The sequence below is a fragment of the Nocardioides pyridinolyticus genome, assembly GCF_054653575.1.
The window spans coordinates 1-24,738 of sequence record NZ_BAAIFY010000026.1; the positions used below are offsets into that span (position 1 = coordinate 1).

The following is a 24,738-nucleotide window of genomic DNA, read 5'->3' on the forward strand; positions in this document are numbered from 1 at the left end:
CCGAGGACGCCGACCGGCCCCGGCAGGCTCAGAGGAAGCGCTTGAGCCTCGCCGGCGAGTCGGTCGGCAGCCTCACCGCGATGCCCTCGGCGATCGCGTGCAGCGTCCAGCCGCCCTCGCCGCGGACCAGCTTGGCCAGCAGCGCTCCGGTCTCGGGTACGCCGAGGGTCAGCGTGACCCGCGCGATCTCGGTGCCCTGCTCGTCGGCGAGCCGGCAGTAGGCGTTGGCGACCCACTCCAGCGAGTGGCCCTGGTAGCTGCTGACCAGCAGGAAGATCGTGTCGACGGGACCGTGCACCTTGGCGAGGTCGAGAACGATCGTCTCGTCGTCGCCCGCGCCGCTGCCGGTCCGGTTGTCGCCCAGGTGCTCGACCGACCCGTCGCGGGTCCGCAGGTTGTTGTAGAACGCGAGGTCGAAGATCTCGCCGTTCGCGAACTGCACCGCGGACGCGTCGAGGTCGGCGTCCGCGAAGCCGCTGAGGGCGCCCGCGGTCCGGATCTTGTCCCACCCGAGCCCGACCCGCAGCCGGGTCGCGTCAAGGGTCTGCGTCTCACCGCGCGTCAGCTCTGCCACGGGGCCAACCTAGGTCAGGGGTGGCTGTGGCTGCCGCTGCCGATTCATCACGGTAGGTGGGTGAGCCGACACTCCCCGTGGTGGGCATGGCGCGGGAAGTGGGAGTTCGCCTGCCTACCGTGATGAATCGGCGAAGGGCGCCAGTCGCACTCAGAGCACGAGGAGCAGGCCGATGATGCCCGGGACCACGCCGAGCAGCAGCCAGGGGGAGGCGAACTTCTTGCTGTGGATGGAGCGGAAGACCGCGACCGAGATCACGCCGAAGGCGGCGGCGATGACGTTGAGCCCGACCCGGGCGTCCATCCGGTCGCCGTCGATGTGGACGGCGGCGATCACCAGGCCGACGGACATGTGGATGATCGTGGTGAAGGCGAGGATCGAGAGGACCCACTTCTGGACCGGCTCGAGGTGCATCGGTCCGGAGTCGCGCCGCTTGATGGTCTCCCGGCGGGGGTTGGCGGGGTCCATCAGGTGCCGGGGCCGCGTCCTCGGCTTCGGGCTGTCCTGGGGCTCGCTCACGTCCCCATTGTCGCCGGTGCCCGCCGGCGGCCGAACACCAGGGACCCCAGCAGCACGATCCAGGCGACCAGCGCGACGAGCGCCGCGGCCATCGCGGTGGCGTAGCTGATGTCGAGCGCGGTCCGACTCCACCCGAAGACCTGGGTGAGCACGGACATCTCGCTCTCCTCGGTGTCGCCGAAGTCCGGGCAGAACGTGCCGAACACGAGGAGCGCCAGCCACGTGGTCAGCTGCGCCACGGACTGGAACCCGGTGAGCGACCGCGGCCGGCCGTCCTGGGTGTAGGCGAGGATCGTCGTGACGAGCAGTGCGACGAGCACGACCGGGACGACCGAGAACAGGAAGATCAGGAAGAACCAGCCGCCGACGCCGAAGACGAAGCGGCCGATCCACACCCAGGCCACCAGGAACAGGTTGATCGGGATCATCCAGAGGAGTACGGCGCGGCCCACGGGCGGAGACTAGCGGCCGCGGGACCGACAGACGCCGAAAACTCGGATGCGCTCCGGGCCGGTCGGAGGCATTCTCGGAGACTGTGGACATCCAGCAGGTGACGTGGGACGAGGCCGACGCCGTGCGACGGTCGGTGGACGTCCTGGAGGCCGTGCGTCTCCACGAGGAGCCCTGGGCGCACCCCTCCACGGCGACCGCGGTGGCCTTGAACATCCGCCACGGCTGGGACGGCGAGCCCGCCGACCACCTCCTGGTGACGGTCGACGGCACCGACGTCGCGACGGCGACGTACGAGACGACGACCTACGACAACCTCCACGTCGCCTGGCTCGGCGTCGACGTGCATCCCGAGCACCGCCGCCGGGGCCACGGGTCGGCGATCGTCGAGCACCTCATGGACCGGGCCCGGCGCGACGGCAAGACCTCGGTCGGCATGGACAGCTGGGAGCTCCCGGGTCTGCCGGAGTTCGCCGCGCAGCACGGGTTCGAGCGGAAGCAGGTCGCGGTCAACCGGCGCCAGCACCTCGCCAAGGTCGACCGGGCCGAGCTCGACCGGCTCCACGACGCGGCGCTCGCGGCCGCCACGGACTACGAGCTGGTCCGCCGGGTCGGCGCCACGCCCGAGGCGGAGCTGCCGGCGCTCGTGACGCTGACCGAGGCGGGCCTGGGTGACGCAGCCCGCGACGACCTGGTCGACCAGGTCGGAGTCGAGCCCGGAGCGGGCCAGCACCTCGGCCATCGCGTGCCCCAGGAGGACGCCCGGGTGCACGCCGGCCAGCTACCCGTTGCGCTTGCCGAGAGGAGTGCGGACGGCGTCGACGATGACCGGCGTGCCCATGGGACGAAACTAGAACACGTTCTCACTCAGCACAACTTCCTATGCGTACCTCCGGTATGTATCCTCCGTTACTAGAACGTGTTGCAGACTGACCCGAGAGGGAGCTCCCGTGACCGCGACCGCCCCGCACCGGGGTTCGACTTCACCGACCCCGACGTGAAGCACGCGGCGATCCCGCACGAGCAGTTCCGCGCGGCCCGCCGGAAGTCACCGATCGTGTGGGTGGACCAGGAGTCGACCTGGACCACCGGGTTCGCGGCCGAGGGCCAGGCGGGCTACTACGCGATCACCCGGCACGAGGACGTCGCCGTGATCTCCCAGGACAGCAAGAACTGGTCGACGTACGAGAACGGCGCGATCATCCGGTTCCCGAGCGAGATGCTGCGCGAGCAGATCGAGCTCCAGCGCGTGATCCTCATCAACCAGGACCCGCCCGAGCACACCGCGACCCGCGCGATCATCTCCCGCGGCTTCACGCCGCGCTCGATCGCCGAGCTCGAGGAGACGATGGTCCGGCGCGGCGACGAGATCGTGCAGGCGGCCGTGGGCCGCGGCACCGGCAACTTCGTCGAGGAGATCGCGGCGGAGCTCCCGCTCCAGGCCATCGCCGACCTGATCGGGGTGCCGCAGGAGGACCGGCACAAGCTCTTCGACTGGTCGAACCAGATGCTCGCGGGCGAGGACCCCGACTACGCCGGCAACAACGAGGTCGCCGCGGCCGAGATCCTGGGCTACGCCATGATGCTCGCCGCCGACCGGCAGGCGAACCCGCGCGACGACCTGATCACCAAGCTGGTCAACGCCCACAAGGGCGAGCGCGGCCTCACCGACGACGAGCTCGGCTACTTCGTCATCCTGCTGGCCGTGGCCGGCAACGAGACCACGCGCAACGCGATCTCCCACGGCATGAACGCCTTCCTCGACCACCCCGAGCAGTGGGAGATCTGGAAGCGCGACCGCCCCGCGACGATGGTCGACGAGGTCGTGCGCTGGGCGACCCCGGTGTCGGTCTTCCAGCGGACCGCGCTGAACGACGTCGAGGTCGGCGGCGTGCGGTTCCAGAAGGGGGAGCGGGCGGCGCTGTTCTACGCGAGCGCCAACTTCGACGAGGAGGTCTTCGAGGACCCCTTCGCCTTCGACATCCTGCGCGACCCGAACCCGCCAGCTCGGCTTCGGCGGCCACGGCGCCCACTGCTGCCTCGGCGCGAACCTGGCGCGGCAGGAGATCCGGGTGATCTTCAACGCCCTGGCCGACCACGCGCCGGACATCAGCAAGCTCGCCGAGCCGGCGCGTCTGCGGCACTCCTGGGTGAACGGCCTCAAGGACCTCCAGATCAGGTACGCCTGATCGGGACAGCCGTCAATCGCGTGCGGTGAGCACGAGCGGACCATCGATGGTGATGGCCACGGTGTGCTCCATATGGGCGCCGCGCGAGGCGTCCTTGCTCCGCAGCGTCCAGCCGTCGGCGTCGGTGTAGATCTCGTCGGTCGTGTGCAGGAACCACGGCTCGATCGCGATCACCAGGCCCGGTCGCAGCTTCAGGCCGCGGCCGGCCCGGCCGTCGTTGGGCACGTGCGGCTCGCCGTGCATCGTGCGGCCCACGCCGTGCCCGCCGAACTGCAGGTTGATGCCGAGGCCGGCGCCGCGGGCCACGTCGCCGATGGCGGCGGAGATGTCGCCGAGCCGGTTGCCCGGCTTCGCCGCGGCGATCCCGGCCTCGAGCGCGCGGCCGGTGGTCTCGATCAGGTCGAGGTCCTCCTGGCGCGGCGTGCCGACCACGACGCTCAGCGCCGAGTCGGCGACCCAGCCGTCGACGTTCGCGGCGAAGTCGACGCTGAGCAGGTCACCGTCCTGGAGCGTGTAGTCGTGGGGGAGGCCGTGCAGCACGGCGTCGTTCACGGACGTGCAGAGCACCTTGCCGAACGGCGAGGCGCCGAACGACGGGTGGTAGTCGATGTAGCAGGACGACGCGCCCCGATCCCGGATCATGGCGTGGGCGAGCTCGTCGAGCTCGAGCAGGTTCACCCCGACGTCGGCCTTCTCGGCGAGTGCGGTGATGACATCGGCCACGAAGCGCCCGGCAGGACGCATCTGTTCGATCTGGCTGGGGGTGCGGAGCTCGATCACCCGAAGACCCTATCTAGGCTGGGTTCATGGACCTCGTCCTCGGCACCATGTACTTCGGCACCCGCACCGACGAGGCGACGTCCTTCGCCCTGCTGGACCGGTTCGTCGAGGCCGGCGGGCGGGTGCTCGACACGGCCAACTGCTACGCCTTCTGGTCCTCGCCCACCGGCTACGGCGGCCAGAGCGAGGCGCTGCTCGGGCGCTGGCTCGCCGCGAACCCCGGGATCCGCGACGAGGTCGTGATCGCCACCAAGGTCGGCGTCGAGCCCACGGACGACGGCGGGGTCGAGGGACTGTCCGCGGAGGTCATCGAGCGCGAGTCCGCGCGCAGCCTGGAGCGGCTCGGCATCGACGCCATCGACCTCTACTGGGCGCACGGCGAGGACCGGTCGACCGACCTCGAGGAGACCGTCTCCGCGTTCGGCGGCCTGGTCTCGCGCGGCCTCGTGAAGCGACTCGGCGTCTCCAACCACCCCACCTGGCGCGTCGAGCGCGGCCGCGCTCTGGCGTTCGAGCTCGGCGTCGAGCCGTGGACGGCGCTCCAGCTGACCACGTCGTACGTCCACCCGCGCCCGGGCGCCCAGGTGCCCGGCAAGGACCACCGGTTCGGCTTCGTCAGCGACGAGACGGTCGACTACCTCGACGAGCACCCGGACCTCGAGCTGTGGGTCTACAGCCCGCTGATCCAGGGCGGCTTCGACCGCGAGGACCGCCCGTTCCCCGAGGCCTACGACCACCCGGGGACCACCGAGCGGCTCGCCGCCCTGACGCGGGAGGCCGAGGCGCGCGGCGTGCCCCGCTCCCGGCTGGTGCTGGCCTGGCTGATGGAGCAGGGCTGGAAGCCGATCGTCGGCGTGAGCACCGTCGAGCAGCTCGACTCGGCCCTGGCGTCGGTGTCCCTTCCAGTGCTGGACGGGAGAAGGCCTGGACGAGGACGCGCTCGGCTCCCGGGACGCTAACCCGAGATCCGAAGCAGCACGACCTCTCCCTCGACGTTGACGGCAACAGCCTGGCTCGGCTCCTGTTCGTTCGCCTGGAACGCGGTGACAGGACGCACGGGTTGAGCGAACTGAGCAACTCCGTCCCCGGTCTCGAATCCGAAGCACGGCGAGGTCTGAGCCTGACCGAGCGGTCGGCCGACACCGAGGTTCGGTGGCTGCGCAGGATCCCTCGAGTAGGTCGAACCGGAGAAGTCGATGGACACACCGCAGGAAGCACCAGAGGCGAGTGAACCGCAGGCGGTGGTAGCTGTGATGAACCATTCCTTCCGGAACTGACCGACCGACAGAACACGCAAGACCGATCCCGTGTCTGACTCGCGGACTGACATCAGCGCCTCGCCCGAGGGCGACTGGCCGACTTCGGCGACGTCCTCGCGCGGTCCGACCCAGGGCCCGACTGCCGAGATGGGATCCGTAGCGCCACCGGACCCCAACGTCGAGGCGACCTCGAAGGTGACCGGGATCGTGCCGGCGCCGCACACCTCAGCCGGAGTCACGATCCCGGCGGAGGCTCCGCTTCCTGGTGACGACGGGGGGGGAGGAGTCCGGCGGCTCGGACGTAGTCGGGGTGGCCACGAATTGTCCGTGGGAGTCGCCCGGCGCCTCACCGATCGCGAGTGCACCACCGACGACACCGCTGATGCATGCCACGGAGGCCACGACTCCAGCGACCGCGACACCCGTACGACGCCGGCGCACAGCGCGGCGCAGGTCCCCTTGGTCGACATCACGTCGCGCGGGGGCGTACGCCATGTCGGACAATGCTCGCTTCAAAGTCTCCTCACGCATGCTTCTGCGTCCCTTCGTGTGTCGGAGCGGCCTCACGGAGGGATGCGAGCCCTCTCGATACGTGCGACCGAGCTGTTGCCTGCGAGCAACGCAGCGTCTCGGCGATCGTCGCGAAGTCGAGATCCTCCAGATAGCGCAGCGCGATGGCTGACCGCTGTCTGGGTGTCAGGCGCTGCCAAGCTCCGGGCAACCACTCGAGGTCTGCTGGCTCGGGGTCCCAGGTCACTGAGGCTTCCGACGTCGACTGTCTGAGTAGTTCTCGTCGTACTCGGCGAACACGATCGATGTTGAGGCGAACGAGAGTGGTTCGTGCATAGGCGAGTGGATTGGCATCGCGATGAACGCGCCTCCAGCGGGTGCCGAGTCGGACGTACGTCTCTTGAAGCAGGTCCCACGCGTCGTGTTCGTTCCCGGAGACCGTGCGAGCGAGCCCGAGAAAGGTTCGTGGTCGACTCGACCACGAACGTCTCGAACTCGTCCTCGCGCATGCTCGTCCCCTTACGGCTCACCTCTCATACGTTCCAGGCGCTCAAGATGTTGAGACGTGTGCGAAGGAGCCAGGTCAGCAACAGGGAAGCTCGCGACGGCGACTAGCACGTTTGACCAACCATGCCTCCGGTAGGTCTCAGTCCACCAGCGCATCGACCGCGTCGCTCGCAGCGACGTCCGGGCAGGAGGAAGATTCTCACCGCCCGAGGTGTTGCGGGTCACATGAGCGAACTCGTGGACCGCACGATCACCGCCCTCCGGACCGAGCACGACGCCCTCGTGGCGCTGGTGCCGAACCTGCCCGACGAGTCCTTCGACGCCCCCAGCGGTGCGTCCGAGTGGACGATCGCCCAGGTGCTCTCGCACCTCGGCAGCGGCGCTGAGATCGGCCGGGTGCCGATCGCCCGGGCCGCGGGCGAGGACGTCGAGCCGACGGACAACCAGGCCGTCTGGGCGCGCTGGGACGCGCTGGGCCCCCTCGACCAGGCGGCGGGCTTCGTCGAGCACGACACCCGCTGGCTCGAGACGGTCGAGGGCCTCTCCGCCGAGCAGCGCGGGTCGCTCCTGGTCGACCTCGGCTTCCTCCCGGAACCGGTGCCGCTCGCGGTGGCGCTCGGGATGCGGCTCAACGAGCTCGCCCACCACTCGTGGGACGTCCGCGTCGGCCTCGACCCGTCGGCCGAGGTGCACGCGGACTCCGCCGAGGTCCTCGTCGAGCTGTTCCGCGGGCCGCTGAACTTCATCCTCGGCTTCTCCGCGAAGCCGGGCGAGCTCGGCGAGCCGGCGTCCGTCGCCGTCCCCGGCGCCGGACTGGTCATCGACTCCGGGGTCACCGTCGTTGGCGGCGTCGAGTCGCCGACCGCGACGTTCCGGGGCGCACCGGAGGCGTTCATGCGGCTGCTCAACGGCCGCCTCAAGGAGCCGTACGCCGAGGGCGTGACCGTCGAGGGCAACGTGACCCTCGACGACCTGCGCAAGGTCTTCCCGGGGTACTAGTCCGCGCTGGCCCGCACTAGGCCGCGAGGCAGACCGGGCCCGAGATCCGGGTGAGCTGCCTGCTCACCCGGGTCGTCAGGTCGACCAAGCGGAGTCCCAGCGCGCCGACGACGGCGCCAAGGATCTCGGAGCTGGGCTCCTTGAGGCCCCGCTCCACCTCGGAGAGGTACTGCGTCGAGACGCCCGCCTGCTCGGCGACGTCGGCGAGCGTGCGGCCCGCGGTTCGGCGCTCCTCGCGGAGCTCCCTGCCCACGGCCTCGCGCCAGAGCGGCCCCGGCCCGGGCGCAGGCCCCCGGCCGGGGCTCGGGAACGCGACCAGCTCACCCATGCTCGGAGACTAGCCGACCCACTCGCCCAGGTCGGCGTCCCGCAGCAGCTCGCGCGCCTCCTCGATCCGGTCGTCCACAACCAGCACCCGCATCTGGAGGAAGCGCAGCGAGCCCTCCAGCACGGACGCGTGCCGATCGGCGACGTGGTAGGGGATCTCGGCCCCGGTGAGGAGCGCCTCGGTCACCGCGACCAGCGCGACGTCGTTGGTGCGGAACAGTTCGGCCATGCCGCGAGCCTAGTTCCACGGCTTCTCCGCGCCGGCGACCCACATGGCGAAGAACTGCGAGCCGCCGCCGTACGCGTGCCCCAGGGCCCGGCGGGCGCCGTCGACCTGGTGCTCGCCGGCGGCGCCGCGCACCTGGAGCGCGGCCTCGCCGAAGCGGAGCATGCCGGACGCGCCGATCGGGTTCGACGAGAGCACGCCGCCCGAGCAGTTGACCGGGATCTTCCCGTCCATCGCCGTGGCGCCGGACTCCGTGAGCCGCCAGCCGCCGCCGTTCTCCTCGGCGAAGCCCAGCGACTCCAGCCACATCGGCTCGAACCACGAGAACGGCACGTAGATCTCGGCCGCGTCGATCTCCTCGAGCGGGTTGGTGATGCCGGCCTGCGTCCAGAGCGCGGCCGCGGCGTCACGGGACGCCTGCGGGTTGACCTGGTCGCGCTCCGCGGCGGTGGTGGCCTCGGACCGCATCACGGTGCCGTGGATCCACGCCGGGTTGGGCGAGGAGGCCGCCGTGTCCTCGTCGACGATCACCAGGGCACAGGCGCCGTCGGAGGACGGGCAGGGCTCGTCGTACCGGATCGGGTCCCAGAGCATCTGCGACGCGAGCACCGACTCCACGGTGGTGTCGGGGTTCTTCAGGTGCGCGTAGGGGTTCTTCAGTGCGTTCTGCCGGTCCTTGGCCGCCACGATCGCGCCGATGTGCGTGGGCGCCTCGGAGCGGCGGATGTAGGACCGCACGTGCGGGGCGAAGTAGCCGCCGGCGCCGGCATGCACCGGCATGTTGAACGGCAGCGGCACCGAGAGCGCCCACATGGCGTTGGACTCCGACTGCTTCTCGTAGGCCACGGTCAGCACGCGCTTGTGCACGCCGGCCTGCACGAGTGACGACGCCACGATCGCGGTGGAGCCGCCGACCGAGCCCGCGGTGTGCACGCGCAGGAGCGGCTTGCCCGCGGCGCCGAGCGCCTCGGCCAGGAACAGCTCGGGCATCATCACGCCCTCGAACAGGTCGGGCGCCTTGCCGATCACGACGGCGTCGATGTCGTCGAAGGACAGGTGGGCGTCGGCCAGCGCGCGGTCGATGGCCTCGCGGCACAGGCCGGCCATCGAGACGTCCTCACGCTTGGCGCGGTGGTGGGTCTGACCCACGCCGACCACGGCGGCGGGATGCTTGGCCATCAGTTGCTCGCCCCTTCAGGAGTGGAGACCAGGGTGCACAGGAGGTTCTGCTGGAGGGCAGGGCCGGACGTCGCATGGCCCACCGCCTTGGTGATCTCGCCGGACCAGACCCGCGTGGCGGCCTCGCCGATGCGGATGCCGCCGCCGGAGAAGATGGGATTGCTGGTGAGCGCGCCGCCCGACGGGTTGATGCGGATGTCGTCGGCGAGCCCGAGCTCGCGCCGCAGGATCAGCTCCTGGTGGCTGAACGGGGCGTGCAGCTCGGCCACCTCGACGCCGGACAGGTCGACGTTCGCCGCCGCCCGGGCCGCGGACGGGGCACGGGTGAGGTCGCGGGTGCCCATGCTCATCGGGTCGACGAAGTGGGAGATGCGGCCGATCCACGCGGGCTTCTCGCGCACCTCGCGGGCCCGGTCGCCGGACGCGAGCACGATCGCGGCGGCACCGTCGGTGACGGGGGAGCAGTCGTGCTTGCGCAGCGGGTCGGCGAACATCGGCCGGGCCAGCAGCTCCTCGACCGAGGAGCCGCCCTTGCGGATCGACCAGTCGTTCTTCTCCGCGTCGGTCAGGGACCGGTTGGCGACCTCGGCCATCGCGGCCTCGTCCCAGACCTCGGCGTCGATGCCGACCCGGGCCTGGAGCGCGGCCAGCGACACGGTGTCGGGCCACAGCGGGGTCATCGTGTACGGCTCGAGCTGGAGGCTGAGCGACCGGCGCAGGACGCCGGCCGACGACTTGCCGAAGGCGTAGACGAGCGCGGTGTCGACCTCGCCGGTCTGGATCTTGGGCCAGGCTTCGTACATCGCCCACGCGAGGTCCATCTCGACGTGGGACTCGTTGACCGGCGAGATCACGCCGATCGCGTCGACCGCCTGGACGAACGAGAACGATCGGCCGGCCAGGTAGTCCGAGGACCCCGAGCACCAGAAGCCGACGTCCTTGCGCTAAGGCCGGGAATCCTGGGTACGACGGGTCATGCGCACCCTGATCGGACTCGGCCTGGCTCTGGCCGTCGCCCTGGCGGGCTCGCCCGCCGACGCGGCACCGGTGGAGAAGGGATCGATCGAGCACAGCGCCGGGAAGCCCCGCAATGCCCGGCTCACCATCCTCGCCCGCGACATCCACCGGCTGCCGGTGGTCCCCTACCGCGGCAAGACCGACGACGCCCCGGGCACCCGGATCCAGAACCGCGGCATCGCGGCGGCGCCGTACGGCCCGAACGGCGGAACCGGCCCGGGCGGCATCGGCAACTACCAGGTCACCGGCCACCGCACCTCGCACGGCGGCGTCTTCCGGCACACGCCGTCGTTGAAGAACGGCGCGCGGGTCTTCGTCGACGCCGGCCGCTACCGCTACGTCTACCGGATCGTGAAGACCCGCTGGGTGTCGTTCCGGTCGGCCAAGTCGCTGCGGGCGCAGCGGGCCGAGGTGCCCGGCCAGCCGGGCAAGAAGGCGACCCGCGGGTGGATCACGATCTCGACCTGCGCGACGCCGGAGGACCACGCACGCGGCAACTACTGGACCGACCGGTTCGGCAACCCCGAGCACCGGATCGACAAGGTCGGGCTGCTGGTCAACCGGATCAAGAACCCGTACTGGCAGCCCCAGGAGTAGCGGGGATTGCCCGCCGGTAGAACACGTTCGAGTCTCGGGTGGCATGGCGGACCCTCAGCCGGACGAGCGCTTGCGCCTCGGGACCCACAACGGCCACCTCATGGTGGCCGCGCTCAAGCGCCACCGCGACCGGCCGGTGATGCACCTCGGTGACACGACGATCACCGGCGGGCGGGCCGCGGAGCGGATGAGCCAGTACGTGCAGGCGTTCGAGGCGCTCGGCGCCGGCCGGGGTACGGCGGGCGCGCTGCTCGCCCTCAATCGGCCCGAGGTGCTCTTCATCCTGGGCGCGAGCCAGACGCAGGGCTACCGGCGTACCTCCCTGCACCCGCTGGGCTCGCTCGACGACCACGCCTACGTCGTCAACGACGCCGAGATCACCAGCATCACCATCGACCCGGTGCCGATGTTCGTCGAGCGTGTGCTCGGGCTGCTCGAGCGGTGCCCGAAGCTGCTGCCGCGGATGCTCTGACCTCTTGATAAACGATAGGTACCCGCCGATACTCGATGCATGACGTGGGCGATGCGTGCGGTGCCGCTGCTGAAGATCCTGCTGGTCGGGGCGTTCCTCCTCACGGTGGTGTTCCAGACCCTCTCGATGCCGGGCCAGTTCCGGTACATGGCGCAGGAGAACCCGGACCTGGCCCACCTGCGGTGGCCGCTCACCGCCTGGGCGGTCCTCGAGCTCCTGTGCGTGCAGGTCGTCATCGTCTGCGTCTGGCGGCTCCTCGGCATGGTGCGCGAGCAGCGGATCTTCACCGAGCGGGCGTTCGTGTGGGTCGACGCGATCCTCGCCGCGATGGTCACCGCCTGGGTCATGCTCGCCGGCCTCAGCCTCTGGGCGGTGTCGCAGGCCGACGACCCGGGCGGGCCGATGGCGCTGTTCGCCGTCGTGCTGGCCTCCGCCGTCGTGGTGCTGCTCTTGGTGGTGATGCGCGAGCTGCTGCGCCAGGCGACGGTGCTCCGCACCGACCTCGACGGGGTGATCTGATGGCCATCGTCGTGCGCATCGACGTCCAGCTGGCGCAGCGCAAGATGAGCGTGGGGGAGTTCGCCGAGCAGGTGGGGCTCACCCCGGCCAACGTGGCCGTGCTGAAGAACGGCCGGGCCCGGGCGATCCGGTTCAGCACGCTCGAGGCGATCTGCCGGGTGCTCGAGTGCCAGCCCGGCGACGTGCTGGAGTACCAGCCGGACTGACCCGGGATGATGCACGGAGACCCTGGGGAGAGGAGGACCCGTTCTACATCAACCTCCGCTGCCGGTCGCGGCCCGAGCCCGGTGGGGACTGGGTGTACTCCTACCCGACCGCCGTCACCGACGACGGCAAGACGTGGCACGTCTTCGTGGCCTCCGAGTCCGGGCTGAGGATGGGCCGCGACATGGTGTTCCGCGGTGACCCGACCTACCGCACCTCGGCGTTGAGCACCCTGGTCCCCGCGGGTGAGGGCTGCCGGCTGGAGGTGCGTCTCGCCGATCCCGCGACGCTTCTGCGCCCTCACAGACGTGTCGTACGAGAACCGGAACATCTACCACTACTTCCACGGCCGTCCGACACGTCCACCGACGACCTTCATGGTGTTCCTGTCGTGGCGGAGCGGCGAAGCGGTGCTGGAGGACGGCCACGGGGACTGTGTCACCAGCGATAACGGTGTGCGGGCCTGCCCGGGTGGCTAACGCCCCTGGAACTCCGGCTTCCGCTTCTCGGCGAAGGCCCGCGGCCCCTCCTTGGCGTCCTCGGAGGCGAAGACGGCCATGCCGACCTCGGCGTCGCCGGCCCAGCACTCCTCCTCGTGCCTGCCCTCGGAGTCGCGGACGGTCCTGAGGATGGCCTGGACGGCGAGCGGGCCGTTGGCGCAGATCAGGTCGGCGATCTCGTGAGCCTTGGCGAGCGCCTCCCCGTCGGGCACGACGTGCCCGATCAGCCCGACCTCCTTGGCCTCCGGCGCGGAAACCAGCCGGCCGGTCAGCAGCAGGTCGAGCGCGACGGTGTAGGGGATCTGGCGGGGGAGCCGGACGGCGGAGCCGCCCATCGGGTAGAGGCTCCACCTCGCCTCCGCGACGCCGAACCTCGCCGACTCCCCGGCGATCCGGATGTCGGTGCCCTGGAGGATCTCGGTGCCCCCGCGACGGCCGGCCCCTCGACGGCGGCGATCAGCGGCTTCGTGAGCCGGAAGCCCTTGAGCAGGCCCTTGATCACCAACGGGTCGAAGCCCGACCTGAAGCTCTCGTCCGGCGACCTCCTGGTCGCGGCCTTCAGGTCCATGCCCGCGCAGAAGTAGCCGCCGGCGCCGGTGAGGATGCAGACCCGGACGGAGTCGTCGCCGTTGACCCGTCGCGGTCAGCTTGTGGCCGTCCTGCTCGACGAGGCAGTGGGGGGCGTCGGTCATGCCTGGGCATGCTAGACGAAAACGAGAACGTGTTCTAGTGTCGCGGCGTGGCACACCACATCGCCGACCTCTTCGAACACGCCGTCGACGCCGCGCCCGACAACCTCGCGATCAAGGTCGGGGACCGGGCCGTCACCTACGCCGAGCTCGAGGCGGACGCGAACCGGCTCGCGCACTTCCTCCAGTCGCGGGGCGTCGGCCAGGGCGACCATGTCGCCATCTATGCCAAGAACAGCATCGAGCACGTGGTGGCGACGCTGGCCATCGTGAAGATCCGGGCGACCACGATCAACGTCAACTACCGCTACGTCGAGGCGGAGCTGGACTACCTCCTCGACAACGCGGACGTCGTGGCGCTCATCCACGAGCGCACCTATGCGCCGCTCGTCGCGAAGTGCTGGCCCCGGCACGACCAGCTCGCGGTCGCGGTCGTCGTCGACGACGCGCTCGACCCCGACGACCGGTCGGACTACTCGTCGTACGGCGGCGTCCACTACGACGACGCGGTGGCCGGCCAGAGCGCCGAACGCGACTTCGGCGAGCGCAGCGCCGACGACATCCACATCATCTACACCGGAGGCACCACCGGGTTCCCCAAGGGCGTCATGTGGCGCCACGAGGACTTCTGGCGGGTGCTCGGCGGCGGCATCGACTTCGACACCGGCGAGCCGCTGGAGGAGTACACGCAGTCCAGCCAGGCCACGGACCCGCGGATGGTCACCTTCCCGCTCAGTCCGCTCATGCACGGCGGCGCGCAGGCCGGCATGCTCATGCACCTGTTCGCCGGGCACCTGACGATCCTCGAGCCGAAGTTCGACCCGGTCCGGACCTGGGAGCTGATCGAGAGGGAGAGGATCCAGCTCATCTTCATGACCGGCGACGCCATGGCCCGACCGTTGATCGAGGCCTACGATGACAAGGCCGCGACCGGCACGCCGTACGACGCCTCGAACCTGATGGCGGTCTCCAGCAGCGCCGCGATCTTCAGCCCGCCGGTCAAGGAGCGCTGGATGAGGGCGTTCCCGGACTCGATCTTCACCGACTCGGTCGGCTCGACCGAGACCGGCTTCGCCGGCATGGGCCTGGGCGACCCGAACAACATCTCCAAGGACGGGCCCGTCGTGGGCCTCGGCCCCGGCAGCGTCGTCACCGACGACGACAACCGGATCCTCGACCCGGAGACGAACGTCGGGAGGACCGGCCGGCTCGCCCGTGGCGGCTCGGTGCCGCTCGGCTACTACAAGGATCCCGTCAAGTCCGCGGCGACGTTTCTCGAGATCGACGGCGCCCGCTACTCCGTCCCCGGCGACTACGCGCGGATCGAGGAGGGCCGGCGGATCACGCTGCTGGGCCGTGGCTCCAACTGCGCCAACACCGGCGGCGAGAAGGTCTACCCCGAAGAGGTCGAGATGGCCGTCAAGGGCCACCCCGCCGTGTACAACGTGCTCGTGGTCGGCATCCCCGACGAGAGATTCGGCCAGGCCGTCGCCGCCGTCGTGGAGCTGCGCGCGGGCACGACCCTCGACCTGGAGGACCTGCGCGGCTACCTGCGTGAGCACCTGTCGGGCTACGAGCTGCCGCGCTCGCTCACGATCGTCGACCGGGTACCGCGCAACGCGACCGGCAAGGCGCAGTATCCCGCCGCGAAGGAGATGGCCATGGCCGGCATCGCGGCCCGGGCCGCGACGGCCGACCCCACGTCCGTCTGAGCACCACGCCGCACCTTCCCGGGAGAGACATGCGCACTCCCTCTGTGACGAGTTCGGGATCGAGTACCCGATCTTCGCGTTCACGCCGTCCGAGCACGTCGCCGCGGCGGTGTCGCGGGCCGGCGGCCTCGGCGTGCTTGGCTGCGTCCGGTTCAACGACACCGAGGAGCTCGAGCAGACGCTGACCTGGCTCGACGAGAACACCGACGGCAAGCCGTACGGCGTCGACATCGTGATGCCGATGAGGATCCCCACCGAGGGGAGGCCGATGGACCTGAAGGCGATGATCCCGCAGGACCACCTCGACTTCGTCGACCGCACGCTCCAGAGGCTGGGCGTGCCGCCGCTGCCGGAGGGCGAGGGGCGCGAGGGGGTCCTCGGCTGGCTGCACTCGGTGGCGCGCTCGCACCTCGACGTCGCGATCAGCACCGGCCGGTGCTGATCGCCAACGCGCTCGGCTCGCCGCCGGTCGACGTGATCGAGAGGTGCCACGAGCACGGCATCAGGGTCGCCGCTCTCGCCGGTGCCGCCAAGCACGCGCTGTCGCACGTGCAGAACGGCGTCGACATTATCGTCGCCCAGGACTACGAGGCCGGCGGCCACACCGGCGAGATCGCCAGCATGGTCCTCCAGCCCGACATCGTCGACGCGGTCGGCCCCGACGTCCCGGTACTCGGCGCCGGCGGCATCGGCTCGGGCCGGCAGGTCGCGGCGTCGCTGGCGCTCGGCGCGCAGGGTGTGTGGACCGGCTCGATCTGGCTCGGCACCGAGGAGTACCAGAACCTCCAGTCGAACGCCGGGTGGACCGAGGCGTTCACCCGCGCCACCTCGTCCGACACCGTCCGCACCCGGATCTACACCGGCAAGCCGGCCCGGCTGCTCAAGACGAAGTGGAGCGAGGCCTGGGCCGAGGACGACGCGCCGCCGCCGCTGCCGATGCCGCTGCAGAACCTCCTGGTCGCCGATGCCCACAACCGGATCAACGTCTCGGGAGACCCGGACGTGATCTCGATGCCGATCGGCCAGATCGTCGGCCGGATGAGCGAGGTCCGGCCGGTGGCCGAGGTGATGGCCGGCCTGGTGGCGGAGTTCGAGGAGGCCGTCGCCCGGCTGGGCAAGACGCTGTAGCAGCTGAGGCGACGCGCCGGCGGATCCTTGAGGGACTCTTGCGGGGTTTCGCGGCGCCGGCGTGGAATGCTGGGTCGCGCAACGGACGGAGCTCTGGGGGGAACTTCGATGCGAGACATCCTGCACGCCGCCGCACTCTGTGCGGTGCTGGCCGTCGCCGCGCTCTGCACGCTCGTGCAGTTGAGCGACGTCCAGGACGCCTTCGACGAGCTGAGCCGGGAGGAGACCGTGATCCGGCCGGTCAGCTCGGACTAGAGGGACGTCATGACGCCGACGGACTCGGGCTGGAAGCGCGGGAAGACAGCCGCGGTGGAGGCGCCGAAGCGCGTGGTGGCGATCTCGGCGAGCACGCTGCGGTAGTCGGTGGTGACGAGCACGTCGCTGTCGGCGTCGGTGGTGAGCGGCGTCCACCTGCCGTAGTAGCGGCCGCCCTTGACGCCGGCGCCGGCCACGAACATCACGTTGCCGTAGCCGTGGTCGAGGCCGTTGCTGTCGTTCTCGACGACCCGGCGGCCGAACTCGCTGATCGTGACGACGGTGACCTTCGACGCGTGCTCGCCGAGGTCGCCCAGGAACGCGGCGAGCGACCGTGCCAGGTCGCGGGCGTTGTCGACGAACCAGCCCCGCTCGGCGCTGCCGAGGTCGGAGTGCATGTCCCAGTCCCCGTGGTCGACGGTGATCACCTCGACGCCGACGTCGCCGCGGATCACCCGCGCGACCTCGGAGAGGGCACGACCGAGGTCGCTGTTCGGGTAGCTCTTCCGGTTGTCGACGGTCTCCGCCACGGGCGCGAACCCGTCGAGGGCGCCGAACATCGAGCGCATCGCGGTGCCGAGCGGGCCGCGGTCGTCGTCCCAGAGGGTGTGCAGGGACCGGCGTCGCCCCTTCGTGGGATCCCACTTGTCGTCGCCCGGGATCCGCACGCCGTCGACGCTGTCCGCCGACATCACCGGCTCGGGGCCGAACAGCGAGGTGGGGACGACCCCGCCGCTCATGTTGAACCCCTGGAGCGGGGACCGGGTCGCGTCGGTGCCGAGCAGGCGGTTCAGCCAGCCGCTGCGGATGTCGGATCCCGGGTCGGCGTCCTCGACCTCCTCCATCGCGGAGAAGTGCGAGCGGTTCGGTACGGGCAGGCCCGTGGCGTGGACGGCGGCCAGCGTGCCGGAGGCCCAGTACGGCTCGAGCGGCGCGAGCGCCGGGTGCAGGCCGAACATGGCGTCCTTGACCAGCAGCCGGTCGGACGGCACGGCGATGCCGGGCCGCACCTTGTCGCCGTGGTAGACGGGGTCGCCGTGCGGCACGACGAGCGAGAGGCCGTCGGCCGCGCCGCGCAGCGAGAGCACCACGAGCACGGACGGCGCGGGCGTGAGTGCCGAGGCCGAGGCGGTGATGGCAGCCGAGCCCAGGACGGTGGTCGTGCCGGCCAGCGCCAGCGCGCCGCCGAGCAGCGAGCGGCGTGACATGCGAGCGAACTCGTCGCAGCAGGGGGCGGCAGTGGTGTTCGTCATCGGGCTCACCGGGTCAGGAAGGCGGGGGAGTCGAGGAAGGTCGCGAGCAGGCGGTACATGTTCCACTTCACGACCCCGTGGTCGCGGGTGATCCTCTCGCGCGGCTGCACATCGACGGCCTCGCAGCACGCCTGCAGCAGCTGCGGGGTCGACCGACGGTGCAGCAGCTGCTGCGACAAGTGCTCGACGAGCTGGTCGAAGCGGATGGGGAAGCGGGGGACCCACTGCTCCGGCTTGCGGTAGCGGATGCCGGTCTTGGGCCACCACGTGCCGGCGAGATCCATGTGCACGCTCATCGAGGCCAGCATCCGCGACGGGGACGACCAGGACTGGTTGTCGATCGGCTGCCCGTCGGGACGCGGCCACCCGAACGGGACGGTGCCGATCGAGGAGGCCTGCCAGAGGAGCTGCTGGGCGGCGTAGTCGTAGCGCGCGTCGCCGAGCGCCGGCTGGCTGACCCGGATCCCGAGGGCGCGGTAGGTCGCCACCAGGTCCTCGCCCGGGTCGCGCACCTTCGCGCCCGCCGAGCGCGCGAACTCGGTCGACCGCACGAGGGCGCGGAGCACCGGCCGGATGGCGGTGTCGTTCTCCAGGTAGACGGCGGTGAGCCGGTCGATCAGGGCGGGGGACGGGTCGTCGCCGACGAACTTCACGGCGAGCCTGCGGGCCACGCGGCGGGCGGTGGCGGGGTGCCGGGCGAGGTAGCTCAGGTAGGCGCGGGTGACCTCCCGGCCGTCGGCCTCCGCGTTGGGGTGCTCGAAGCCCATCACCTTCACCGGGCCGCGCCAGTGCCACCGGGGGCGGTACTCCTCGGTGAAGGTGTCCCACATGTCGACGCTCCACCCGGTGAGGATCCGGGCCGAGGCCTTGACGTCGTCCTCGTCGTACTGGCCTCGCCCCACGGTGTGCAGCTCGAGGAGCTCGCGGCCGAGGTTCTCGTTGGGGTGGTTGCGGCTGGAGCTGACGTTGTCGAGGCTGATGAGCATCGCGGGGTGGGTGATGACGCCCTGGAGGAGGTCCTCGAAGCGCTCGAGCGCGCGGGCGCGGATCACGTCGCCGTAGTCGGTCCGCCAGAAGCACTGGGCATCGCCGTTGACCGGGACGTTGAAGTGGTTCTCCCACAGCTCGGTCACCATCTCGAGCACCTGACGGCGGGTGCGCATCCGGCGCAGCAGGAGCCAGCTCTGATACTGCTCCATGACCTCCCAGCCGCCTTCGACGTCGTCGCGTTGGCGGTGCCAGAGCTCGGTGCAGTCGCGGGACAGGCTCGGCCACCAGCGGCGCAGCTCGTCGGCCCTCGGGTCGCTGATCCGCCCGGGCTGGAGCTGCTGCTCGAACCACTGCTGGGCGCCGCCCGCGTTGCGGACTTCCGCAGCCAGCTCCGGTGTCAGGCCGTAGGAGAAACGGCCGACGAGGTGGCGCGCCGTGGCGGGCAGCAACCGGGTCATCGAGGGCTCCCGAGTCTTCGCAGCTGTCCCGCGGACGTCCCGCGGGCACGCACAGCGTAAGTGAGCCGGGCGCCGGCCGCGGCAACTTCGCGCATGTGTACCGGTCCGGGAGGCTTCGGTAGAGTGCTCGCGACCGCCCGACACCGATACGTGAGGACTCGACGCTCCGCCCATGGACGGCTCTCAAAGTCCCCGGCTCTCCCGCCCCTCTAGCGCGCGAGGAGAGCACCGATGACCGAGTGGTGGCTGCTCGCCGCAGCCCTCCTCCTGATCCTCGCCTGCGGCCTGTTCGTCGCGGCCGAGTTCTCGTTCGTCACCGTCGACCGCAACCAGGTCGAGCAGGCCGCCGCGGCGGGTGACGCCGGCGCCGCCGGCGTGCAGACCGCGCTGCGCAGCCTGTCGACCCAGCTCTCCGGCGCCCAGGTGGGCATCACGCTCACCAACCTGGCGATCGGCTTCCTGGCCGAGCCGGCGATCGCGGAGCTGCTCCGCGACCCGCTCGGCGAGCTCGGCGTCCCGGACGGGGCGGTGTCACCGATCGCGATCACGATCGCCCTCGTGCTGAGCACCGTGCTCACCATGATCTTCGGTGAGCTGGTGCCCAAGAACCTCGCCATCGCCCGGCCGATGGCGACAGCCAAGGCGACCCAGCGCTTCCAGCGCGGCTTCACCTCGATCAACCGCGGCCCGATCCGCGTGCTGAACGGCGCGGCCAACGCGATCGTCCGGCGCCTCGGCGTCGAGCCGCAGGAGGAGCTCCGCTCCGCGCGCAGCTCCACCGAGCTGGCGTCCCTGATCCAGCGCTCGGCCGACCTGGGCACGCTCGACGTCGAGACCGCCGAGCTGATGGAGCGGTCGGTGGAGTTCGGCACCCGCACGGCCGGCGAGATCATGACGCCGCGCGTGCGGACGACCAGCCTCGACGCCAACGACCGCGCGATTACCGTGCTCGAGCGGGCCAAGGAGACCGGCCACTCCCGGTTCCCGGTGCTCGACGCCGACGAGAACGTCGTCGGCACGGTCCACGTGAAGAACGCCGTCGCCCTGCCCGTCGGGGAGCGCGCGACCACCAAGGTCAAGCACCTCGTGGCCAAGCCGATCGTCGTCCCCGACTCGCTACGGCTCGACCCGCTGCTCGCCCAGCTGCGCGACGAGAGCTTCCAGCTCGCCGTCGTCATGGACGAGTACGGCGGGTTCGCCGGCATCGTCACGCTCGAGGACGTCGTCGAGGAGATCGTCGGCGACATCGCCGACGAGCACGACCGGCTCAGCGCCAACGCGCGCCAGCTGCGCGACGGCACATGGTCGCTCTCCGGCCTGCTCCGGCCCGACGAGGTCGAGGACCTCACCGGTGTCGAGCTCCCGGAGAACGAGGACTACGACACGATCGCCGGCCTCGTGCTGCGCGTGCTGGGCCGGGTGCCCGAGGTCGGTGACCTCGCCGAGGTCGCCGTACCCGACCGCAGCGACCCGGAGGAGCCGCGCGAGCGGCTCGCCGTGCTGACCGTGGAGCGGATGGACGGCCTGCGCATCGACCGGCTCAGCCTCCGCGTGCTCGAGGGCACGAGCGACGAGGACCAGGAGGAGGCGCGATGAACCACCCCACGAGGTTCTCGACCTCCCCCGCTCCGCTCCTCCGGCCGACAACCTCGAGGGGACCCCGATGAGCGACTTCACCGCGGTCCTGATCGCCGTCGTGCTGCTGGCGTTCAACGCCTTCTTCGTCGGCGCGGAGTTCGCCCTGGTCTCCGCCCGGCGGAGCCAGATCGAGCCCGCCGCCCAGGCGGGGTCCCGCATGGCGCGCACGACCCTGCATGCCATGGAGAACGTCTCGCTGATGATGGCGGGCGCCCAGCTCGGCATCACGATCTGCTCGCTCGGCCTCGGTGCGGTCGGCGAGCCCGCCGTCGCCCACCTGATCGAGCCCCTGCTCGACGCCCTGCGCGTGCCGCACGGCCTGCTGCACCCGATCGCGTTCATGATCGCGCTGGCCATCGTGGTCTTCCTGCACGTCGTGCTCGGCGAGATGGTGCCGAAGAACATCGCGCTCGCCGGGCCGGAGCGCTCGGCGATCGTGCTGGGCCCGCTGCTGCTCGCGATCGTCACCGTGCTGCGCCCGCTGATCGTCGCGCTCAACGCGATCGCCAACGGCGTGCTGCGACTGCTCCGGGTCGAGCCCAAGGACGAGGTCAGCTCGACGTACACCCGTGAGGAGGTGGCGGCGCTCGTCGAGCAGTCGCGCGGCGAGGGCCTGCTCGAGGCCGACGAGTACGACCGGCTCGCCGGTGCGCTCGGCTTCACCGAGAAGTCGGTGGCCGCGGTGCTCATGCAGCCGTCGTCGCTGGCGACGGTCGAGCGGGGGACGACGGCGGCCGCGGTCGAGGCGCTGTGCGCCGCGACGGGGTACAGCCGGTTCCCGGTTGTCGACGGCGACGAGCTGCTCGGCTACCTGCACATCAAGGACGTGCTCGAGACCGACGAGACGCGCCGCGAGCGGCCGGTCGACGACAAGTGGATCCGGCCGTTCGCGCCGGTCCGGGCCGACGACCTGCTCCACGACGCCCTCGAGACCCTCCAGCGCCGTGGTGCCCACATGGCGCGGGTCGTCGACGCCGAGGGACGCACGCTCGGCCTGGCCACGCTGGAGGACGTGATCGAGGAGCTCGTCGGAGAGATCCGCGACGCCGCGCACCACGAGGACGCGCTCTGACTCCTGCGCGGACGGCGCGGCTCCTGATCGGGCCGCGTAGCAGGCGCATTCTGATCGGGAGCGGTGCCTTAAGGTGACTGCGGCAGACTCCGAGGAGACAGACAGACAGGCTGGCAGTGGCGGACGACTCGACGCGCAGTGGTGCGGGGCGCGTGTGGACGGTGCCCAACCTGCTCAGCCTGCTCCGGCTGGCGGGAGTACCCGTCTTCCTCTGGCTGGTGCTCGGCCCGGAGGCCGACGGCTGGGCGCTCGCGCTGCTGATGGTCTCGGGCGTCACCGACTTCCTCGACGGCTACCTCGCCCGTCGGCTGGGCCAGACCTCCGCGGTCGGGCAGATCCTCGACCCGGTGGCCGACCGCCTCTACATCCTGGCCGTGGTCGTCGCCCTCGCCCTGCGTGACGTGATCCCGTGGTGGGTCGCCCTCTCGCTGCCGCTGCGCGACCTGCTGCTGTGGGGGCTGGTGCCTCTACTGCGCACCCGCGGCTACAGCGCGCTGCCCGTGCACTTCCTCGGCAAGGCGGCGACCTTCAACCTGCTCTACGCCTTCCCGCTGCTGCTCCTCGGTGACGGCGACGGCACCGTCGCGACGCTCGCCAACGTGTTCGGCTGGGCGTTCGCGATCTGGGGCATCGGTCTCTACTGGTGGGCCGGCCTCCTCTACGCCTGGCAGGTCCGCACGCTGCTCAGGACGACCGAGCGCCGGCGCCGGCGCGGGGAGCCGGTGGGTGATGCCTGACACCGGGGTCCCGGACCGGGTCAGCACGCCCCTGCTGACGCTGATCACCCAGCAGTCCATGGACGAGGACTACCAGCACGTCGCCGACCGCAAGCCGCCCGACCCCGACGGCAGGCGCCGGCCGCACCGCGTGGCGGCGGTCGTCGTGGCGGCGTTCGGTCTGCTGGTTGCGGTCGCGGCCGTGCAGACCTCCGCGGGTGCCGACGTGAAGAGCGCCAGCCGCGCCACCCTGATCGCGCAGATCGACGAGGGCCGCACCGAGCTCGCCGAGTACCAGCGGCAGATCGACCGCCTCCGGGGGCAGAACATCCGCCTCCAGACCGACGCCGACGCGATCGCCGACGAGCAGCTCGCCGTCGAGACACGGGTCCAGCGGATGGCGGTCAACACCGGCTTCGCCGCGGTCACCGGACCCGGCGTCCGCGTCGTCGTGGACGACGCCGAGAACGGTGAGCCCGTGCGCGCCCGCGACCTGCGACGGCTGGTCGACGGTCTCTGGAACGCCGGCGCCGAGGCCATCTCGATCAACGGGGCCAGGATCACGGCGCGCTCCGGCATCAGCCAGTCGGGCTCCGCGGTCCGCATCACCGGCAACAACCGCAACCTGTCGCCGCCGTACACCGTGCTCGCCATCGGCGACACCGACACCCTGCAGGCCGACCTGATGCAGACCACGAGCGGGCTGCAGTTCCGGTCGATCGTCGAGAACTTCGGCTTCCCCTGGACCATGGACAATGTCGACGAGCTCACCCTGACCGCGGCGCCGCCGCGGATGGCCCGGCTGCGGTCGGCCCAGGAGGGCACGGCGGCCGAGAACCGCAGCGAGGAGAAGAACCAGATGAGGGAGGCGCCGCAGTGATCGCCGCGCTCGGGCTGCTGGTCGGCGTCGTGCTGGGCGTGGTGTTCCAGCCGGACGTCCCGCTCGGCCTGGAGCCCTACCTGCCCATCGCCGTCGTGGCCGCGCTCGACGCGGTCTTCGGCGGCCTGCGGGCCTACCTGGACGGCATCTTCGACGACAAGGTCTTCGTGGTGTCGTTCGTCAGCAACGTCGTGATCGCCGCGAGCATCGTCTACCTCGGCGACAAGCTCGGCGTCGGTGGGCAGCTCTCGACCGGCGTCATCGTCGTCCTGGGGATCCGGATCTTCTCCAACGTCGCCGCCATCCGGAGGCACCTCTTCCATGCCTGACGAGCTCGAGCAGCCGACCCAGCAGCCGCCCCAGCCGCTGACCCAGCAGCCGACCACGGGGCGGGACCGCCTCCGGGGTGCGCTGCTGCGTCCGAGCCGCGGCCAGATCGTGGTCGCGGTGCTGCTCGCGCTGCTCGGGTACGCCGCGGTCACCCAGGTCCGCTTCACCCAGGTCGACAACAGCTACGCGGGCCTGCGCGAGCAGGACCTCATCGACGTGCTCAGCAGCCTGGCCGGCACCACCCAGCGCGCCGAGTCCGAGATCGCCCGGCTCCAGCGCACCCGCGACGACCTGCTCAACGACACCGGTGCCCGCGAGGCCGCGCTCGCCCAGGCCCAGCAGCAGGCCGCGAACCTGGCCATCCTCGCCGGGCTGGTCCCGGTCACCGGCCCGGGCATCCGGGTCACCGTCACCGAGGAGACCGGAGCGGTCTCGGTGCAGAGCATGGTCGACACGATCCAGGAGCTCCGCACCGCCGGCGCCGAGGCGATCCAGGTCAACGGCGAGGTGCGCGTGGTCGCCGACACCGCCGTCGAGGACGCCGCGGGCGGGCTGATGATCGGGGGACGGCTGGTCAGCCCGCCGTACGTCATCGACGCCATCGGCGACCCGCACACGCTCGCCGACTCCGGCATCGACTTCCCCTCGGGCCCGCGCGACCTGTTCGAGGGCGACGGTGCCTCGGTGACCGTCGACGAGCTCGCGTCCATCGACATCGAGAGCGTCGTCGAGCCGAAGCGGGCCGGGTACGCCGAGCCCGCGCCCCCGCAGTAACGTCACCCTGCACGC

At 70.9% G+C, this 24,738-nt stretch carries 28 protein-coding genes and 3 pseudogenes; 18 read left to right on the forward strand and 13 right to left on the reverse strand.

All coding sequences use genetic code 11. The annotated features are described in order from the left end of the window. Positions 1-28 precede the first annotated feature (28 nt). From ACYQ0U_RS18500 to ACYQ0U_RS18510, 3 genes are all read right to left on the reverse strand, one after another. Entirely contained in the window at positions 29-574 is a 546-nt protein-coding gene (locus tag ACYQ0U_RS18500; protein ID WP_459975355.1) for a TerD family protein, read from the reverse strand. Positions 575-724: 150 nt separating this feature from the next. Next, positions 725-1,093 (reverse strand): hypothetical protein, encoded by a 369-nt coding sequence (locus tag ACYQ0U_RS18505; protein ID WP_459975356.1) that lies wholly within the window; start codon positions 1,091-1,093, stop codon positions 725-727. Beyond that, the gene (locus tag ACYQ0U_RS18510) at positions 1,090-1,545 is read right to left on the reverse strand and encodes a hypothetical protein (protein WP_459975357.1); all 456 of its coding nucleotides are present in this window, start codon (positions 1,543-1,545) and stop codon (positions 1,090-1,092) included. Before ACYQ0U_RS18510 ends, ACYQ0U_RS18505 begins: the two co-directional genes overlap by 4 nt. A gap of 83 nt (positions 1,546-1,628) precedes the next feature. Between ACYQ0U_RS18510 and ACYQ0U_RS18515 the strand changes: the two genes are divergently transcribed. Both ACYQ0U_RS18515 and ACYQ0U_RS18520 read left to right on the forward strand, forming a co-directional pair. Then, positions 1,629-2,459 (forward strand): GNAT family N-acetyltransferase, encoded by an 831-nt coding sequence (locus tag ACYQ0U_RS18515; RefSeq protein WP_459975358.1) that lies wholly within the window; start codon positions 1,629-1,631, stop codon positions 2,457-2,459. Positions 2,460-2,462: 3 nt separating this feature from the next. Continuing rightward, positions 2,463-3,761, forward strand: a complete 1,299-nt coding sequence (locus ACYQ0U_RS18520; protein WP_459975359.1) for a cytochrome P450 — start codon at positions 2,463-2,465, stop codon at positions 3,759-3,761. Here ACYQ0U_RS18520 and map read toward each other — a convergent pair. After that, the gene (map, locus tag ACYQ0U_RS18525) at positions 3,745-4,512 is read right to left on the reverse strand and encodes a type I methionyl aminopeptidase (protein WP_459975360.1); all 768 of its coding nucleotides are present in this window, start codon (positions 4,510-4,512) and stop codon (positions 3,745-3,747) included. The two genes, ACYQ0U_RS18520 and map, sit on opposite strands and share 17 nt — an antisense overlap. 26 nt (positions 4,513-4,538) lie before the next feature. On the opposite strand from map, the gene ACYQ0U_RS18530 reads away from it, so the two are divergent. Then, positions 4,539-5,471: an aldo/keto reductase gene (locus tag ACYQ0U_RS18530; protein WP_459975361.1), complete on the forward strand. Its 933-nt coding sequence runs from the start codon at positions 4,539-4,541 to the stop codon at positions 5,469-5,471. Here ACYQ0U_RS18530 and ACYQ0U_RS18535 read toward each other — a convergent pair. Further along, entirely contained in the window at positions 5,468-6,010 is a 543-nt protein-coding gene (locus ACYQ0U_RS18535; RefSeq protein WP_459975362.1) for a DUF6281 family protein, read from the reverse strand. The genes ACYQ0U_RS18530 and ACYQ0U_RS18535 overlap by 4 nt on opposite strands. 284 nt (positions 6,011-6,294) lie before the next feature. Next, positions 6,295-6,726, reverse strand: a pseudogene (locus ACYQ0U_RS18540) (sigma-70 family RNA polymerase sigma factor); the annotation flags it as partial. A gap of 287 nt (positions 6,727-7,013) precedes the next feature. Between ACYQ0U_RS18540 and ACYQ0U_RS18545 the strand changes: the two are divergent. Then, positions 7,014-7,787: a maleylpyruvate isomerase family mycothiol-dependent enzyme gene (locus ACYQ0U_RS18545; RefSeq protein ID WP_459975363.1), complete on the forward strand. Its 774-nt coding sequence runs from the start codon at positions 7,014-7,016 to the stop codon at positions 7,785-7,787. A gap of 16 nt (positions 7,788-7,803) precedes the next feature. Here ACYQ0U_RS18545 and ACYQ0U_RS18550 read toward each other — a convergent pair whose 3' ends face one another. From ACYQ0U_RS18550 to ACYQ0U_RS18565, 4 genes and pseudogenes are all read right to left on the reverse strand, one after another. After that, complete coding sequence (locus tag ACYQ0U_RS18550) at positions 7,804-8,115, reverse strand: helix-turn-helix domain-containing protein (RefSeq protein WP_459975364.1); 312 nt, start codon at positions 8,113-8,115, stop codon at positions 7,804-7,806. A gap of 9 nt (positions 8,116-8,124) precedes the next feature. After that, the gene (locus ACYQ0U_RS18555) at positions 8,125-8,343 is read right to left on the reverse strand and encodes a putative signal transducing protein (RefSeq protein WP_459975365.1); all 219 of its coding nucleotides are present in this window, start codon (positions 8,341-8,343) and stop codon (positions 8,125-8,127) included. 9 nt (positions 8,344-8,352) lie between these two features. Beyond that, positions 8,353-9,519, reverse strand: a complete 1,167-nt coding sequence (locus ACYQ0U_RS18560) for a thiolase domain-containing protein (RefSeq protein ID WP_459975366.1) — start codon at positions 9,517-9,519, stop codon at positions 8,353-8,355. Further along, positions 9,519-10,451: pseudogene (locus tag ACYQ0U_RS18565) on the reverse strand (thiolase domain-containing protein); the annotation flags it as partial. The pseudogene ACYQ0U_RS18565 and the gene ACYQ0U_RS18560, both read right to left, overlap by 1 nt. Positions 10,452-10,494: 43 nt before the next feature. On the opposite strand from ACYQ0U_RS18565, the gene ACYQ0U_RS18570 reads away from it, so the two are divergent. The 4 genes from ACYQ0U_RS18570 to ACYQ0U_RS18585 are packed head-to-tail and all read left to right on the forward strand — an operon-like array spanning position 10,495 to position 12,330. Beyond that, on the forward strand, positions 10,495-11,133 hold the full coding sequence (locus ACYQ0U_RS18570) for a sortase domain-containing protein (RefSeq protein ID WP_459975367.1): 639 nt from the start codon (positions 10,495-10,497) through the stop codon (positions 11,131-11,133). A gap of 43 nt (positions 11,134-11,176) precedes the next feature. Continuing rightward, positions 11,177-11,605 carry an AMP-binding protein gene (locus ACYQ0U_RS18575; RefSeq protein ID WP_459975368.1) on the forward strand — a complete coding sequence of 143 codons (429 nt, stop codon included), beginning with the start codon at positions 11,177-11,179 and terminating at the stop codon, positions 11,603-11,605. A 39-nt stretch (positions 11,606-11,644) separates the two neighbouring features. Beyond that, entirely contained in the window at positions 11,645-12,124 is a 480-nt protein-coding gene (locus ACYQ0U_RS18580) for a DUF2975 domain-containing protein (protein ID WP_459975369.1), read from the forward strand. Continuing rightward, positions 12,124-12,330, forward strand: a complete 207-nt coding sequence (locus ACYQ0U_RS18585) for a helix-turn-helix domain-containing protein (RefSeq protein ID WP_459975370.1) — start codon at positions 12,124-12,126, stop codon at positions 12,328-12,330. The genes ACYQ0U_RS18580 and ACYQ0U_RS18585 overlap by 1 nt, the downstream gene beginning before the upstream one ends. A gap of 473 nt (positions 12,331-12,803) precedes the next feature. On the opposite strand, the pseudogene ACYQ0U_RS18590 reads toward ACYQ0U_RS18585, so the two are convergent. Further along, positions 12,804-13,432, reverse strand: a pseudogene (locus ACYQ0U_RS18590) (crotonase/enoyl-CoA hydratase family protein). A gap of 135 nt (positions 13,433-13,567) precedes the next feature. Here ACYQ0U_RS18590 and ACYQ0U_RS18595 point away from each other — a divergent pair. The 4 genes from ACYQ0U_RS18595 (at position 13,568) to ACYQ0U_RS18610 (ending at position 16,612) form a co-directional block, all read left to right on the forward strand. Next, complete coding sequence (locus ACYQ0U_RS18595) at positions 13,568-15,229, forward strand: acyl-CoA synthetase (protein WP_459975371.1); 1,662 nt, start codon at positions 13,568-13,570, stop codon at positions 15,227-15,229. 109 nt (positions 15,230-15,338) lie between these two features. Next, the gene (locus ACYQ0U_RS18600; RefSeq protein WP_459975372.1) at positions 15,339-15,671 is read left to right on the forward strand and encodes a hypothetical protein; all 333 of its coding nucleotides are present in this window, start codon (positions 15,339-15,341) and stop codon (positions 15,669-15,671) included. Continuing rightward, complete coding sequence (locus ACYQ0U_RS18605) at positions 15,665-16,357, forward strand: NAD(P)H-dependent flavin oxidoreductase (protein ID WP_459975373.1); 693 nt, start codon at positions 15,665-15,667, stop codon at positions 16,355-16,357. The genes ACYQ0U_RS18600 and ACYQ0U_RS18605 overlap by 7 nt, the downstream gene beginning before the upstream one ends. A 108-nt stretch (positions 16,358-16,465) precedes the next feature. Further along, positions 16,466-16,612: a hypothetical protein gene (locus ACYQ0U_RS18610; RefSeq protein ID WP_459975374.1), complete on the forward strand. Its 147-nt coding sequence runs from the start codon at positions 16,466-16,468 to the stop codon at positions 16,610-16,612. On the opposite strand, the gene ACYQ0U_RS18615 is transcribed toward ACYQ0U_RS18610, so the two are convergent. Continuing rightward, the gene (locus tag ACYQ0U_RS18615) at positions 16,609-17,865 is read right to left on the reverse strand and encodes a DUF1501 domain-containing protein (RefSeq protein ID WP_459975375.1); all 1,257 of its coding nucleotides are present in this window, start codon (positions 17,863-17,865) and stop codon (positions 16,609-16,611) included. The two genes, ACYQ0U_RS18610 and ACYQ0U_RS18615, sit on opposite strands and share 4 nt — an antisense overlap. Before the next feature lie 5 nt (positions 17,866-17,870). After that, positions 17,871-19,313, reverse strand: coding sequence for a DUF1800 domain-containing protein (locus tag ACYQ0U_RS18620; RefSeq protein WP_459975376.1), 1,443 nt, complete (start codon positions 19,311-19,313; stop codon positions 17,871-17,873). Between the two features lie 231 nt (positions 19,314-19,544). Between ACYQ0U_RS18620 and ACYQ0U_RS18625 the strand changes: the two genes are divergently transcribed. From ACYQ0U_RS18625 to ACYQ0U_RS18650, 6 genes are all read left to right on the forward strand, one after another. Next, complete coding sequence (locus ACYQ0U_RS18625) at positions 19,545-20,909, forward strand: hemolysin family protein (protein WP_459975377.1); 1,365 nt, start codon at positions 19,545-19,547, stop codon at positions 20,907-20,909. A 67-nt stretch (positions 20,910-20,976) separates the two neighbouring features. After that, positions 20,977-22,023 carry a hemolysin family protein gene (locus ACYQ0U_RS18630; protein WP_459975378.1) on the forward strand — a complete coding sequence of 349 codons (1,047 nt, stop codon included), beginning with the start codon at positions 20,977-20,979 and terminating at the stop codon, positions 22,021-22,023. Positions 22,024-22,139: 116 nt separating this feature from the next. Continuing rightward, complete coding sequence (gene clsA, locus ACYQ0U_RS18635; protein ID WP_459975379.1) at positions 22,140-22,760, forward strand: cardiolipin synthase ClsA; 621 nt, start codon at positions 22,140-22,142, stop codon at positions 22,758-22,760. Next, positions 22,753-23,619 carry a DUF881 domain-containing protein gene (locus ACYQ0U_RS18640; RefSeq protein ID WP_459975380.1) on the forward strand — a complete coding sequence of 289 codons (867 nt, stop codon included), beginning with the start codon at positions 22,753-22,755 and terminating at the stop codon, positions 23,617-23,619. The genes clsA and ACYQ0U_RS18640 overlap by 8 nt, the downstream gene beginning before the upstream one ends. Beyond that, complete coding sequence (locus ACYQ0U_RS18645; protein ID WP_459975381.1) at positions 23,616-23,948, forward strand: small basic family protein; 333 nt, start codon at positions 23,616-23,618, stop codon at positions 23,946-23,948. Before ACYQ0U_RS18640 ends, ACYQ0U_RS18645 begins: the two co-directional genes overlap by 4 nt. Further along, positions 23,941-24,723, forward strand: a complete 783-nt coding sequence (locus tag ACYQ0U_RS18650) for a DUF881 domain-containing protein (protein ID WP_459975382.1) — start codon at positions 23,941-23,943, stop codon at positions 24,721-24,723. Before ACYQ0U_RS18645 ends, ACYQ0U_RS18650 begins: the two co-directional genes overlap by 8 nt. Positions 24,724-24,738 lie beyond the last annotated feature (15 nt).